This is a genomic window from Aeromonas sp. R5-3 (assembly GCF_040908225.1).
Lineage (GTDB): Bacteria > Pseudomonadota > Gammaproteobacteria > Enterobacterales > Aeromonadaceae > Aeromonas > Aeromonas dhakensis.
This window is the reverse complement of the sequence record NZ_JBFODH010000014.1, coordinates 27,097-41,922: the sequence shown is the minus strand read 5'-3', so window position 1 is coordinate 41,922 and position 14,826 is coordinate 27,097. Positions and strand designations below refer to the sequence as shown.

The 14,826-nt window shown below is 61.2% G+C and carries 11 protein-coding genes; 6 read left to right on the top strand and 5 right to left on the bottom strand.

All coding sequences use genetic code 11. The features are described 5' to 3' along the window. The first annotated feature begins 142 nt into the window (after positions 1-142). Together cra and AB5Y95_RS06385 are read left to right on the top strand one after the other, a co-directional pair. Positions 143-1,129 (top strand): catabolite repressor/activator, encoded by a 987-nt coding sequence (gene cra, locus AB5Y95_RS06390; RefSeq protein WP_211029559.1) that lies wholly within the window; start codon positions 143-145, stop codon positions 1,127-1,129. 305 nt (positions 1,130-1,434) lie between these two features. Further along, a complete protein-coding gene (locus tag AB5Y95_RS06385; protein WP_017785303.1) occupies positions 1,435-2,628 on the top strand; it encodes an aromatic amino acid transport family protein in 1,194 nt (397 codons plus the stop codon). 236 nt (positions 2,629-2,864) lie between these two features. Here the strand turns inward: AB5Y95_RS06385 and AB5Y95_RS06380 are convergent, their stop codons facing one another. Beyond that, the gene (locus tag AB5Y95_RS06380) at positions 2,865-5,966 is read right to left on the bottom strand and encodes an amylo-alpha-1,6-glucosidase (RefSeq protein WP_368160116.1); all 3,102 of its coding nucleotides are present in this window, start codon (positions 5,964-5,966) and stop codon (positions 2,865-2,867) included. Positions 5,967-6,484: 518 nt separating this feature from the next. Here AB5Y95_RS06380 and AB5Y95_RS06375 point away from each other — a divergent pair. Then, positions 6,485-7,414: a LysR family transcriptional regulator gene (locus tag AB5Y95_RS06375; protein WP_368160114.1), complete on the top strand. Its 930-nt coding sequence runs from the start codon at positions 6,485-6,487 to the stop codon at positions 7,412-7,414. A 106-nt stretch (positions 7,415-7,520) separates the two neighbouring features. Here AB5Y95_RS06375 and AB5Y95_RS06370 read toward each other — a convergent pair whose 3' ends face one another. Further along, positions 7,521-8,927 carry a DEAD/DEAH box helicase gene (locus AB5Y95_RS06370; RefSeq protein ID WP_368160111.1) on the bottom strand — a complete coding sequence of 469 codons (1,407 nt, stop codon included), beginning with the start codon at positions 8,925-8,927 and terminating at the stop codon, positions 7,521-7,523. A 324-nt stretch (positions 8,928-9,251) separates the two neighbouring features. Between AB5Y95_RS06370 and AB5Y95_RS06365 the strand changes: the two genes are divergently transcribed. Next, complete coding sequence (locus AB5Y95_RS06365; RefSeq protein ID WP_368160108.1) at positions 9,252-10,073, top strand: substrate-binding periplasmic protein; 822 nt, start codon at positions 9,252-9,254, stop codon at positions 10,071-10,073. A gap of 90 nt (positions 10,074-10,163) precedes the next feature. On the opposite strand, the gene aroC is transcribed toward AB5Y95_RS06365, so the two are convergent. Then, positions 10,164-11,252: a chorismate synthase gene (gene aroC / locus AB5Y95_RS06360; protein ID WP_010634057.1), complete on the bottom strand. Its 1,089-nt coding sequence runs from the start codon at positions 11,250-11,252 to the stop codon at positions 10,164-10,166. 12 nt (positions 11,253-11,264) lie between these two features. Next, positions 11,265-12,200 carry a 50S ribosomal protein L3 N(5)-glutamine methyltransferase gene (prmB, locus tag AB5Y95_RS06355; RefSeq protein ID WP_336291853.1) on the bottom strand — a complete coding sequence of 312 codons (936 nt, stop codon included), beginning with the start codon at positions 12,198-12,200 and terminating at the stop codon, positions 11,265-11,267. Between the two features lie 65 nt (positions 12,201-12,265). Here prmB and smrB point away from each other — a divergent pair, with 65 nt between their 5' ends. Next, a complete protein-coding gene (smrB, locus tag AB5Y95_RS06350; RefSeq protein WP_017780144.1) occupies positions 12,266-12,790 on the top strand; it encodes an endonuclease SmrB in 525 nt (174 codons plus the stop codon). Positions 12,791-12,902: 112 nt separating this feature from the next. On the opposite strand, the gene AB5Y95_RS06345 is transcribed toward smrB, so the two are convergent. After that, on the bottom strand, positions 12,903-13,313 hold the full coding sequence (locus AB5Y95_RS06345; RefSeq protein ID WP_368160104.1) for an SRPBCC family protein: 411 nt from the start codon (positions 13,311-13,313) through the stop codon (positions 12,903-12,905). Positions 13,314-13,524: 211 nt separating this feature from the next. On the opposite strand from AB5Y95_RS06345, the gene AB5Y95_RS06340 reads away from it, so the two are divergent. Continuing rightward, a complete protein-coding gene (locus AB5Y95_RS06340; RefSeq protein ID WP_065017658.1) occupies positions 13,525-14,820 on the top strand; it encodes a diguanylate cyclase in 1,296 nt (431 codons plus the stop codon). The last annotated feature ends 6 nt before the right edge of the window (positions 14,821-14,826 follow it).

Sequence of the window (14,826 nt, the reverse complement as noted above, 5' to 3'; positions counted from 1 at the left end):
TCACTTACACTCAGACTGAATCGTTTCAGCGAATTGATCAAGTACCCACAAAGAGTGCTTTTCAATGATATGATCCCGCGCACACTTTTCGGTGCCCTCACCAGGCAGTGCCCGTGGGCCTAGCAACTCAAACAGAGCCAATATGATGAAACTGGATGAAATCGCCGCCCTCGCCGGTGTCTCGCGCACCACGGCCAGCTATGTGATCAACGGCAAGGCCGACCAATACCGCATCAGCCAAGCCACCCGCGACAAGGTGATGGCGGTGGTCACCGCCCACAACTACCAGCCGGACAGCCGCGCCGCTTCCCTGCGCGGTGGCCAGACCAGGACCCTGGGCTTCATCCTGCCCGACCTTGAGAACGCCAGTTACGCCAAGCTCGCCAAACGGCTGGAGCAAGGGGCGCGGGTACAGGGTTATCAGTTGCTGATCGTCTGCTCGGAGGATGACCCCGCCACCGAGAAGGAGCTGGCCGAAATGCTGGCCAGCCGCCACGTGGATGCGCTGCTGGTGGCCAGTTGCCTGCCACCCGAAGATCCCTTCTACCTCGGCCTGCAGACGCGCGGCATCCAGGTGCTCGCCATCGACCGGGCCATGGCGGCCGACAAGTTCGTCACCGTCGCCAGTGAAAACCAGAAGGCGAGCTTTGATCTCACCGCCTCCCTGCTCTCGCCGGCAATCAAGCACATCGCCTTGATCACCGCACTGCCGGCGCTCACGATCAGTCGTGAACGCAGAGCGGGCTTCGAACAGGCCGTCGCCAGCCACAGCACGGCTTGCCATCTGTGTGAAGGGGCCCACTTCTCCCGCGCCGAAGGCTATCGCCTGATCAAGACGCTGCATCAACAGCTCGGCCAGCTGCCCCAGGCACTGGTCGCCACCTCCTACATCCTGATGGAGGGGGTGCTCGACTATCTCCTTGAGCAGGAGACCGACATGAGCCGGCTGGCCATGGCCACCTTCGGCGATGATCGCCTGCTCGATTTCCTCCCCTTCGGCATCAACTCCCTGCCCCAGCAGCACGATGCCCTCGCCAGCCAGGCGCTGGAGCTGGCCCTCAAGGCGATTGGCGGCGAATACCAGTGCGGCCTCCACTATGTGAGCCGTACCCTCAAACGCCGCCGCTGATCCCCTCTCCATGGCGCGCCGCTGCGGCCTCCCTCACAGCGGCGCGTTTTTTCACCACCCCAAAACCATATCTGTCATCATTTATTTCCACATATTCTGCCAACCCAGTACAAAATCCGCTTTTTCAGGCTTGTTTCCACCATTTTGATCCGTTAACTTGGCAACCAACTTTTACAACCACAGGTTTTTCGTAACGATGGGTTCACTCCGATATTGCTAGCCTCCGGTCTCGACCCCGGAGGCGCCTTGCCAACACCTCATATGCCTGCTGTGCACCGCGCAGTTTCTCGATTCGGATGGACACCATGAACACCAAAACCCTGGGATGTACCCTGTTGATTGCCGGCACCACCATAGGCGCCGGCATGCTGGCCCTGCCGCTGGCCTCTTCGTCGCTCGGCGGCCCCGCCACCCTGCTGCTGATGATCGGCCTCTGGGCCCTGATGGCCTTTACCGCCATGCTGCAGGTGGAAGCCAGCCTCAACACCGGCAAGTGGTACCTGCACCAGCTGGCGGATCACCTGCTCGGCCCCTGGGGCAAGCGCATCGCCTCCTTCTGCATCCTGATGCTGTTCTACTCGCTGGCCTCCGCCTACATCAGCGGCGGCAGCAGCCTGCTGGCCCAGGCGCTGGCCGATGCCGGCCTCCCCCTCAGTCAGGAGCAGGCGGCCTGGGCCTTTACCCTGCTGTTTGGCGGCATGGTCTGTGTCGGCACCAAGCAGGTGGATTACCTCAACCGGCTGATGTTCACCGTCAAGCTGGTGATCATGGTGGCGGTGCTGGCGCTGCTGTTGCCGCGCACCGAAGGGCAGCACCTGCTCTCCCTGCCGCTGGGCCAGGGGCTGCTGCTGGCAGGTCTGCCGGTCATCTTCACCTCGTTCGGCTTTCACGGCTCCATCCCGAGCGTGATGCTCTACCTGGGGGACTGCCCCAAGCAGCTGCGCCGGGTCTTCGTGTGGGGCTCTGCCCTGCCGCTCATCCTCTACGTGCTGTGGCAGGTCGCCATCCTGGGTCTGCTGGGTCAACAGGCCCTGCTCCAGAGCGGTGGCGCGCTGGACAGCCTGCTGGCCAACGTCGGCAAGCTGGTGAGCTGGCCCGCCTTCAACCAGGCCATGCACCTGTTTGCCGATCTGGCGCTGGCCACCTCCTTCCTCGGGGTGACCCTGGGTCTGTTTGACTTCATGGCCAAGGTGACCCGTCGCAAGGACAACTGGCAGGGTCGCACCCAGACCGGCCTCATCACCTTCGTGCCACCCCTGCTGTTTGCCCTCTACTTCCCGCAGGGCTTCATCATGGCGCTCGGCTACGCTGCCATTGCGCTGGCGATACTGGCGGTACTGCTGCCGGTGGCCCTGGTGTGGCAGAGCCGCAAGCAGGCCGAGACGCACCACTACCGCGCCCCGGGTGGCGTGCTGGCCCTGGGCCTGGCCGGCGCCATGGGGGTGCTGATCGTCGGGGTGCAGGTGAGCGTCAGCATGGGACTGTTGCCGGCGCTCTAAGCCAGAGCCGGTATTAAATCCCCCAATGACAAGGCCCCGCCAACGGATGTTGACGGGGCCTTGTCATTTCCGCTGCGGCCATCGCAATGGCGCCTTCTCCCCGCAACAGTCAGGGCACTTTCAGGCTTGGGCTGAGCCACCACCAATACAGAAAAGCCCTGCCAGAGTGGCAGGGCTTTTTGCACTCTTCAGCGGGACAAGTCCGGGCCACAGCCCGGCTTGTCCGCTGAGTTGGCTTAACGAGCCGAGACAGTGATGCTGGCCAGATCGATCAGGTTGACCGGCCCGCCCCGCCCGCCGGCATCGTTGTAGGTATCGTTCGCCTTCAGATAGCTCATGTTATAGAAGTCGCTCACCAGGATGTCGTACTGCCCTGCCGGCACGTTAACGATGACAGGGGTCGAGTCTCGCAGCGGTTTGATCTCTCCCTCCTTCATCACATGGGGCATCTGCACAGTGCCGCCTGCGACCACCTGGCCCTTGCTGAGCACGGATATCCGCTTCACCCCGTTGGTCACCCCCAGATTGATGGCGTGCTGGGCATTGCTGTACTGCAGGCGAATGGCACGCTGACCATCCAGTGTGACATTGCGCACCAGGACGGTATCCTCCGGGCGGCCCCAATCTTTCAGATAGGGCATGGAGATGGCCGCATCGGCCGCCGTGAGGGTGCCGGTATGCGACACCGTGACAGCATCGACCGCGATGCGCCGGGTCTCTGGCTGGTAGCACACCGGCTTGGCATGATGGGAGCGGTTACCGGACTCGGGATAGATGGCCTCCGCGCTGTAGCAATAGGCCATGCCAGGTTGCAGCCGCAGGTCGTCGACCCACTCTCCCGCCGTCTCGAGTCCCTTGGCGACCAGCTTGCCATCGCGATACAGGTTGTAGCTGAGCGCCCCTTTATTGACGCTGTCCTGCCATGTGACGACCAGCTTGCCAGCTTGCTCGGTCACTCCCAGCAGGGTGGGCTCGGTCGGTGCGAATACCTTGCGGTTTTCCACGTCCAGCGGTGCCACGTCCTCGATCAGGCGGATCCCCTGTTCATCGGCGATGCCGGCCCCCAACTGGACCTCGATCTGGTTGCTGGCAGCCAGCATATCCTCGCTGATCAACTCCCCCACGGGGGCACCGTTGAGCATGATGCCGCGCACCGGGTAGTAACTGCCCTCCTCCCCGACATCCGGGAGCAGCAGCTTGATCTCGATCTGCTTGCCACGGTAATTCAGCCCCTTGAGCACGGCCTCGGGTCTGGCGCCCATCAGCCTGTGCAGGTGACTGGTGACAAAGGGCGAGACACGGATCCCCTGCTCTTCCACGTTGTAGCCAAACAGGGTGTTGGTCACCATGCCGAGATAACCGCCAACGGACCAGAGCTGGCGCTGGGAGTTGATGACAGGCCCCGTCAAGTCGGGTTGAGCCAGATCCATCAGAGAGGGTTGGCCCGAGAGCCACTCCAGATTCTCCATGTTGGAGAGGTTGAGCGCGGCCCCGCGCATCATGGAGTCGACATGGCGATCGGCCACGGCCACGTTCTGCACCCTGGCCGCCGCCTTCAGCCCGTAAGCGGAGACAAAGGGCCAGATGGCACGGTTATGGTAGACCGGCATATCGGGCTGCTGCGGGAAATAGACAGGGGCACCATAAGGCCCAATGGGATAGCGGCTGACGATCTCCCTGGCCTGCGCCTCATCGGCAATGCCCGCCAGAATGGCAAGTGACTCCCCCAGCAGATCGAACTTGTAGGCCGGGCTCGGATCCGTGGCGGTATTGATCAGGCTGGCATACATCTTCTCATCCGCCAGCCAGAAGGCCCGATTGATGGCCTGCTTGAGCGCGGCGGCCCATTGGCTGTAGCGAGTCACCAGTTCATCCTGGCCCAGCTCGGCGGCCAGGTGTGCTGCCAGCATCAGACCCTGGTAGTGGAGGACATTGGTGGAGAGGGATTTGCTCATGCCGATGTGGGCAATATCGGTCTTGATCCACTTGGCATAGGTCTGGTCACGCCAGTCGAGGAAGGATTGTTCCCCGCCATAGAGGCCATCGCCATTATCGAAGGCCGCCAGGCGATCGCTCTCAATGGTATTGCGCAGCCCCTCAAACGCCTCGGGCAGGAAGGCGCTGCGTTCCTCGGCGGGCAATGCCGCCAACACCTGCTCGGCCGCCAGCGCCCACCCCATGCGATCGGTGCTGATGGGCCAGCTGCCCCCCGTGCCCGTATCCTGAATGATCTGGCGCCCCTGCGGGATCAGGCCGTCGAGACCCTGCTTCAGCTCGGCTCTGAAATCGGAGAGCTTGAACTGCAGGGAGTTACGCGCCCGCTGCGGATCCAGCACCCCCAGCCCCAGATCGGTGGCGTAAGAGAGATCCCGCGTCCAGACATAATGCCACTTGGCCCCCGTTTCGAAGCAGTCGCAGGGGATCGCCTGACCGCCGCCGTAACTGCCATCCTTGACCTGGGACACGCTGTTTTGCCGCATCTCGTGTGTCGCCAGCGTAAACAAGGCGTCAAACACCATGTTACCCGAGCGCAGCCGGGGCAGATCGGCCTGCTCCTGATAGGTGGTGAAGCTATCCCCCGGATCCCGCAGCTCCTGGGTCGTCGACTGGGCATAGCTGCGATAGTCGGCCCCGGCCTGCTTGACCGAGAAGGTGGCAACCTCCTTGACCCCGGGTATATGGGTCTGGTATTCCCGCTTCTCGATAAGCTCATGCCCCTCATGAGGATTGATCAAGCGCAGATCCTCGTCCGTCGCGGCACTGATCAGCAACACAGGGGCCTTTTCATCCTCACTGGCATCGAGGACAAACTTGTAATATCCCGCCTGTGACACCGACAGGGATGCCAGCTGGCAACTGCTGTCACAGCGCTGCATCCTGGCGGGATCATTCAATGACAGGGGGGCGCTGGCACCAAAGCCGATCCCGTCCTGGGCAGAGGCCATCTTAATCTTGTGCTCCCCGGGAGCCATCCTGGCCACCACCACATAGCGTTTGTCGCCCTGGTAGATCATCTGCAAGAGCGGTTCGAGATTGCCGTCTATACCCTTCAGATAGAGGTTTTCAGCGTAATTGGGGTCATCACGCACCATGGTAAATTCGACGACGGGGGCCGCCAGATCGGCATTGGTCACCTTGACCTGAATATCGAGCAGCCCCTTTTCGGTCACCACCAGGCGATTGTTCTGTCCGTTATTCTGGTAGTACATGGGATAGCGCTGTTCGGGGAAGATGCTGGTCTCGTTGCGGCTATCGGCAGAAAAGTCAGGATATTTCGTCCATTCGGGGCCCGCGACCTTGAACGGTGACATGCCTGAATTCATCTTCAGGTTGTCCAATCGATATATTCCATCTTTGAAGACCAGTTTGAACTTCTCTTCACGATCCCAACCGCTGAACTCCCCGACCAGATAGAGATCAAAATCCCAGGGGGCTTTCGCCTCAATAGTATTATCACTTGCAGATGAACTATTATCGTTGCAACCGGACAAGAGCATTCCGCCGCACAACAATGACACGGATAAAGCCAATGGATGGATTTTCATATATTCCCTTCGTTACTTTATTTATTATTTCGTTATTCTAATGACAGCCATAAGCTGTATTTTCTAGCCTACACCAGCAGGCCTTGAAAAAACACATAGACGACCATAATGGCGGGATAGCCATCATCTATAACCAGGCTGTATTGCGTGATCCCATTCACAAAATAAACTCGGTTACCGGTCAACTCGAATAGAAAACAACGTGAGGAGACACACACAAAAACTGTTGCGGCGACACGGAGGCGATTGACAGTCACCCATGCTTGCACTAGCGTGGCGCTCCGCCTGATCCTGAACGTACGTTATTTCCCGTGGACAAACACCTCAGACAATTCATTGAAGTCGCGACCCACAAAAGCGTGAGTCTCGCCGCCAGGCACATGGGGCTGAGCCAGCCAACGCTGACCCACAACATGAAGAAACTGGAAGAGAGTCTGGGTACGCCCCTGCTCATCAGACAGGCTGGCGGTGTGGCGCTGACGGCAGCCGGCGAGTTGTTGCTGACCCAGGCCCGCATGATGCAACGGATCTACGATGACACCCTCAGACGACTCGCCATCCTGCGCGAGCGAGCAGCCCAGCCCCTGAGAGTGGGAACCGGTCACGCCTGGTGGCAGCATGTGCTGCAACCTGTCACCCTGCATTACCGCGCAGCCAACCCGTCTTGCGCCATCAATATCGAAGTCGGTAATCATCTGCGACTGCTGGACTTGCTCCTGGGCAATCATATCGACCTGTTCTTGGGGCATGAAATCCATGGTCTGGATAAACATTACAGCCTGATATTCATCCCGCTCTTTACCGCCAGCGATGCCGTGTTTGCCAGAGCTGGACATCCCCTATCAGGGAAAATTTGCAGCAAGCAGGATCTGGTTTATTACCCCAGCCTGTTGATTACCACGGATGAACCTAAATATCTTCATCTGGTCGAGGATATGGCAATCAAAAAGCAAGAGCATGAAGAGATGCAGCTCAATGACAAAATCATTTACAGCTCCAATTCGTTGATGGCTGCCATCGATATGGTGAATACCAGCAATGCGGTCATGCCGTATCCAGGCAGCATGGGAGAATACTTCTCAAAATTCGGTATCGTCCCACTCGAGATGGCGGAGGAATATAACAGAGGCACGGTTGGCATCTATATTTCCCGTGAGAAAATGGATGAACCGAATATTCAAACGCTATGTCAACAGATCCAGACGCAGGTCGGCAAGCGTCGCCATTTGCTTGCAGCCTGAGCCACCTCTTTTCATCCTGCTGCAAACCACAGGCACAAAAAACCCCGCCAACTTGGCGGGGTTTTCTATTCAACCGTTGAGCGTGGGAGAGAAGCTCCCGAACCGCTTACTGGTTATGGGTAGAACGGCGCGGACGACGAGCCTGGGCCGGTTTGCCGGCACCATCGGCCGGACGCTGGCCGCCCTGGGGCTTGGGCTTGCCGCCGTTGCCAGTGCGATTGCCACCACCGTTACCACCGACGCCATTGCCGGAGCGACCGGCACCCTGACGCTGGCCTTGACCTTGCGGACGTGGCGCACGGCGCTGCTCGCTCGGATCGCGCGGCTCTTTGCGCAGCGGCGCACCGATACCACGGGCGATGTTATCGAGCGTCTCGCGGGAGGCTTCGAAGCCCGCCACCTGCTCGCAGGGGATGCTCTGCTTGGTCAGCCGCTCGATGGCCTTGATGAGCTTGCCCTCGTCTGCCGCCACCAGGGAGATGGCGTGACCGGCGGCGCCGGCACGGCCGGTACGGCCGATACGGTGCACGTAATCTTCCGCCACGTTCGGCAGCTCGAAGTTCACTACCTGGGGCAGCTTGTCGATGTCGAGGCCGCGGGCAGCGATGTCGGTCGCCACCATGACGCGCACGCTGCCGTCCTTGAAGCCGGACAGGGCGCGAGTACGGGCCCCCTGGCTCTTGTTGCCATGGATGGCGGCGGCGCTGATGCCGTCTTTCTCAAGCTTCTCGGCAACCCGGTTGGCGATGTGCTTGGTGCGGGTAAACACCAGCACCTGCTGCCAGTTGTTGCTGGAGATGAGGTGGCTCAGCAGGGCAATCTTGTTGGCCTTGTCGCACGGGTGCACCAGCTGCTCGATGCGCTCGGCGGTGCTGTTGCGCGGGGTCACTTCGATCACCGCCGGGTTGTCCAGGAGGCCAGTGGCCAGCTCGCGAATTTCGTCGGCGAAAGTGGCGGAGAAGAGCAGGTTCTGACGCTTTTTCGGCAACAAAGCCAGGATGCGGCGGATGTCGCGGATAAAGCCCATGTCGAGCATGCGGTCCGCTTCGTCCAGCACCAGAATTTCCACTTCGTCAAACTTGACGGCGTTCTGGTTGTAGAGATCCATCAGGCGGCCCGGGCAGGCCACCAGCACGTCCAGACCACGGCGGGTCGCCATCATCTGCGGGTTGATGCTCACGCCGCCAAATACCACGTGGCTGCGGATCGGCAGGTGCTTGCCGTAGTTGCGCACGCTCTCGCCCACCTGGGCGGCCAGTTCGCGGGTCGGGGTCAGCACCAGGGCACGGATGCGGTTCGGGGAGACCTTGCGCTTGCTCTCGGTCAAGCGTTGCAGCATCGGCAGGGTAAAACCTGCGGTCTTGCCGGTCCCGGTCTGGGCGGCGGCCATCAGATCACGGCCAGCCAGTACCGCCGGGATCGCTTGTTGCTGAATGGGAGACGGGGTGTCGTAGCCTTGCTCGGCAACGGCACGCAACAAGGGTTCGGCCAGACCGAGGGAAGTAAAACTCATAGTTACCTGCTAGGGATAGGGGCGCCGGGGATCCGTGATGGGGCTCCTCTGCTGAGCCGATGCCATCTCGCCAGATCCGGGCCTGTTGAGAACACAACGATTTCCCCGGGGAGCAGAGCAAAGGGGAAAGAATAGGGGCGCAGTCTAACGGAGTTATTGAGGAGAAACGAGAAAAATGTGATGTTCCTCCCAGCATGTTTGCCAAAAGCCGGTCACCGTCCCGCCGAGAAAAGCCGTTCAAGAACTCATTCGAATCAGGCTATGCTTGATGCCAGACCATGGCAACGCCGCCGCGGCGATCCTGCAACAAGGAGGTTCAGGTTCATGCGTGTTCATTTTCTGCCTGCCGGCCACTACTGGCTGTTTCTGCTGATGCTTGCCCTCACTCTGCCGCTGCAGGCCAACACCAGGTTGTCCGTCGCCTGGGGCCACTGGCCACCGTTCAGCTACATCAATGCCCAGGGGACGCTGGATGGGCTGGACGTGAGCCTGACCCGCCAGATCCTGGCCCAGGCGGGGCTTGCGCCCCGCTTTCGCAACCTGCCCTGGGCCCGGGCCCTTCATCTTATAGAGCAGCAGCAACTCGATCTCGCCATGGGGGCGCTCGATACGCCGGAGCGGCGCGCCTTTGCCCGTTTCTCGGCCCCCTATCGGCGCAGCACCTTCGTGCTGCTGAGCAGCGATCCCATCCCCGGCCAGCGTGAACCCTGGCAGGATGTGCAGAGCCTGCAGGGGCTCTGCCAGCAAAGCCAGCTGCGCCTTGGCAAGCTGCGCGGCACCCGGCCGACCCAGCTGATGGCATCCTGCCCGGCCCTGAAACAGGCGAGTGAATACAACAGCGACGACCGGCTGATCGATCTGCTGCTGGCCCGCCGCCTCGACGGCATCATCGTCGAGTGGCAATACGCTCGTTACCGGCTGCAACAGCTGGGGGCCGACGGTTTTATCCACTGCCAGCTGCTGCTCCACCACCAGCCGGTCAGCCTGATGTTTGCCAACAGCGCCATCGATGACGACACCCTGGCCCGGGTCGATGCGGCGATCGCCAACCTGCCGCCGGCAAGCGGCAACCCCACCCCGCCCACCTGCCGGCTCGACAACCCGGCGGCCGACACGCCCCCCGGCCCACTCGCCAAGAGGGGGTGAATGGCCATCAAAAAGGCGACCCTGAGGTCGCCTTTTCATTGTGCCTGTGTGTGACTGCGCCACCCGATCAGCCGAGTGGTGAACAGCCGATCAGCGCAGCTGCGGAGTGTGCGTCAGCACGCCCTGGTTCTGGGCACGGTGGCGCAGCAGGTGATCCATCAACACCAGGGCCAGCATCGCCTCGGCGATGGGCACGGCGCGAATGCCGACGCAAGGATCGTGGCGACCCTTGGTGATCATCTCGATGGCCTCGCCTTCGGTATTGATCGTTTTGCCCGGCACCGTGATGCTGGAGGTCGGCTTGAGCGCCATGCTCACCACGATATCCTGACCCGACGAGATGCCGCCCAGAATGCCGCCCGCATGGTTGCTGGCAAAGCCGGCCGGGGTCATCTCGTCGCGATGCTCGGAGCCTTTTTGCTCCACCACCGCAAACCCGTCACCGATCTCCACCCCTTTCACCGCATTGATGCCCATCATGGCGTGGGCAATATCGGCGTCGAGGCGGTCAAACACCGGCTCACCCAGGCCCACCGGCACATTGCTGGCGATGACCTGCACCTTGGCACCGATGCTGTTGCCCTCTTTCTTCAAGTCGCGCATGTATTGGTCGAGCGCTTCCAGCTTGCCCGCATCGGGGAAGAAGAAGGGATTCTGCTCGATCTGCGCGGCGTCGAAGGCTTCGGCCTTGATGGGGCCGAGCTGGGAGAGAAAACCGGTGATCTCGATGCCGTGCACCTGTTTCAGGTACTTCTTGGCAATGGCCCCCGCCGCCACCCGCATGGCGGTTTCACGGGCGGAGGAGCGACCGCCGCCACGATAGTCGCGCTGGCCGTACTTCTGGTGATAGGTGTAATCGGCGTGGCCCGGACGGAACAAGTCCTTGATGTCGGAGTAGTCCTTGGAGCGCTGATCGGTGTTCTCGATCAAGAGCCCGATGGAGGTGCCTGTGGTCTTGCCCTCGAACACCCCGGAGAGGATCTTCACCTCGTCCGGCTCGCGGCGCGGCGTGGTGTAGCGGGAGGTGCCGGGCTTGCGCCGGTCCAGATCCCCCTGCAGATCCGCCTCGCTTATCTCAAGCCCCGGCGGGCAGCCGTCGACCACGGCGCCCAGCGCCAGGCCGTGGCTCTCGCCGAAGGTGGTAACCCGAAAGAGTTGGCCGAAACTGTTCCCTGCCATGCTTGCTCCTGCTTAGCTCTTGTAAATCGCGAAATGGTCCTGGTACTGCACCAGCTCGGTACGGGTCATCACGAACACGCCGTGACCGCCGTTCTCGAACTCCACCCAGGTGAAGGGCACGTCAGGGAACTGGGCTTCCAGATGGATCATGCTGTTGCCCACCTCGACCACCAGCACGCCATCGTCTTTCAGGAAATCGGCGGCATTGGCCAGCAGACGCTTGGTGAGCTTGAGGCCGTCGGAGCCGGAGGCCAGCGCCAGCTCGGGTTCGTGGCGAAACTCGTCCGGCAGATCCGACATGTCTTCGGAATCCACGTAGGGCGGGTTGGAGACGATGAGATCGTACTTGTCGCCGACCGGCAGATCGCGGAACAGATCGGAGCGGATCGGAATGACCTGCTGCTCCAGTCCGTGATCGTTGATGTTGCGCTCGGCCACGTTGAGGGCGTCGACGCTGATGTCGATGGCATCCACTTCGGCTTCCGGGAACTCGTGGGCCATGATGATGGCGATGCAGCCGGAGCCGGTGCACAAGTCCATGATCCGGGTCGGTTCATCTTTCAGGAAGGGGGCGAAGCGGTTGGCCACCATCTCGGCGATGGGGGAGCGGGGAATGAGCACCCGCTCGTCCACGTAGAACTCCCAACCGGCATACCAGGCCTTGTTGGTCAGGTAGGGGGCGGGAATGCGCTCCTGCACACGGCGGATGATGAGCTCGGCGATGCGGTGCCGTTCGCTGGTGGTCAGGCGGGAGTGGCGCATGGCCGGATCCACGTCCGGCGGCAGATGTAGCGCGGGCAGTACCAGCTGCACGGCCTCATCCCAGGCGTTGTCGGTACCATGTCCGTAGAAGATCCCGGCGTCGTTGAAACGACTCATGGCCCAGCGCAACATGTCCTGGATGGTGTGCATCTCGGCAACCACCTCATCGATAAATATCTTGTCCAAATCCACCTCCAAGTCGAGTAATATCCGGCCCGAGAATTCTATACAGCGAGCAAGACGAGTACCTGATGAAAAAAACGCCCTCACCGACAGACGAGGAAACCCTGCTGTTCCGCGATGCGATAAAAGGTACCCGGAAAATCAAGCAAGATACCATAAGGGCCGAGTTACGCCCGGTCAAGCAGAAACGCGAAATGCGTGAGAGCCGCGAATCCCTTGGGGTTGACCACTATTTCAGCGATGAATACCAGCCCCATCTGGAAGAGGATGGACCGACCCGTTACGTGCGCGACGACGTGTCAAAATTCGAGCTCAAAAAGCTCAAACGCGGCAGCTATCCGCCGGAGATCTACCTGGACCTGCACGGCATGAACCAGCAGCAGGCCAAACAGGAGCTGGCGGCCCTGCTGACTCTCTGCCAAAAAGAGAACATTCACGTCGCCTCGGTGATGCACGGCATCGGCAAACATATCCTCAAGCAGCGCATTCCAAGCTGGCTGGCCCAGCATCCCAATGTGCAGGCGTTCCATCAGGCCCCCCGCGAATGGGGCGGTGACAGCGCCATCCTGGTGCTGCTGGATATCGAAGAGTAACGCCTTCGCGCCACCCGCCGGCAACGCCAGCGGTATGAGCCCCGCAATCAAGACGCAATAAAAAACCACCGACGTCTGGCGGTGGTTTTTTATTGGTACTGGCACCTCTCCCCTAGCCTGCCGCCTCCACGTAGCGCTTGAAGTTGTCGAGGATCCCCTGCCAGCCCGCCTGCTGCTGGGCCAGGGTGTGGCTCGACTCGGCATCAAAGGTCTCCTGCACCCAGGTGCCGCCCGCCTCGCTCGCAAACTGCACATCCACCTCGCGCCCGTCATCCATCAAGAACGAGAGGCGAGTCGGCGCCTCCACCCGGGTAAAGGTGCCGGTGAAATCAAAACCTGCGCTGCCATCCTTGGCGGCCATGTGATGGCAAAAGCGCCCACCCACCACCAGATCGACCCGGCTGCTGGTGGTGTGCCAGTCGCTGGAGGCCGCATTCCACCTGGCGATGCAGTCTGGATCGTTCCAGGCCCACCAGACCGCCTCTATCTCCTGCTCGATATGTGCCTCGATGCTGATCTTCATCTCCCCCTCCCTGCTTCGTTGCGCTGACCAGACCGCTGCGCCGGATCCGGTGCCGTTTGTAGATGCCCGCAAGTAAAGCCCAATCCGGGCCGACCGGCCAGTTTGCCAGAGCAAGCGCTCTGTGGCCGGCCCCTGCCCGGCTCCCGCCAATCGGGCATCAAAGCGGCCGCACTATACTGAATATCAATATGTTATTCGCCATGGAGGTTGCATGTTCACACAGGGTTCCCACGCCGATATCAAGTCCTCTCTCGATGCCATCGGTGCCGCCGTCGCGGTGTTTTCCCTCGACAAGGACGATCGCTTTACCCTCATCTCCGCCAACGACACCTTTGCCCAGGCTTTCGAGCTGGATGTGCTGGGCTGCATCGGCAAGCGCCTGGGCGAGATGTTTCCCCGCTACATCACCGGCAGCATAGAGCAGCCGATGCACGAGTGTGTGAGCCAGCAGACGGGGCTTGAGAGCGAGCTGCCCATCGATACCCTGTCGCGCACCAGCTGGTGGCGCTTTGTCATCTCCCCCATCATTCCCGAGCAGTCCCGCATCACCCGCATCATGGTCACCGCCATCGACATCACCGCCAAAAAACAGCTGGAGGAGGCGCTCAAAATGAGCCGCAAGCGCTTCGAGGCGGTGGTCAACTCCGCCTATGACGGCATCATCAGCGTCAGCAGCGAGTCGCGCATCGAACTTATCAACACCGCCGCCTGCGAGATGTTCGGGGTGGACGAAAGCTACCTCGGCAAGCGGCTGGAGACCCTGCTGCCCCAGCGCTTTCGGGCCAACCACGACGGCTATTTCAAGGCGTTCAGCAACTCCCCCATCAACTCGCGCCCCATGCACGCCCGCGCCTCCGTGATGGGGCTGCGCCGCGACGGCAGCGAATTTCCGCTGGAGGTGACCATCGCCAAGATCAACCTGGGTCAGACCACCGAGATGACCGCCATCCTGCGGGACATCTCGGAGCGGGCCAAGCTGGTGGAGGAGCTCAAGGTGGCGGCCACCACGGATCCCCTCACCGGGATCGCCAACCGGCGCCGCTTCGACGAGCTGGTCAAGCTGGAGATGCAGCGCTGCCAGCGTTTCAATCACACCATGAGCCTGCTGCTGATCGACATCGATCACTTCAAGCAGATCAACGACACCTATGGCCATCAACAGGGCGATCAGGCCATCCTCAGCCTGGTCAGGCGGGTTGCCAAACAGCTGCGGGAGGTGGACATGCTGGGCCGCTGGGGCGGCGAGGAGTTCATCGTATTGCTGCCGGAAACCTCGCTGGAGCTGGCCTGGGCCAGTGCGGAGCGGATCCGCCTCGCCGTCGAATCGCAGCTGCATCAACTGGGCGCAGGCACCGAGGTGCCGCTCACCATCAGCGTCGGCATCAGTGCCAGTCTGGGCCCGCAGGATACGGTGGAGCGCATGGTGCGCCGGGCCGATACCGCCCTCTATCTGGCCAAGAAACAGGGGCGCAACTGCTCAAGGAAGGCGCAGCCAGATTCCCCCTGATAGGCG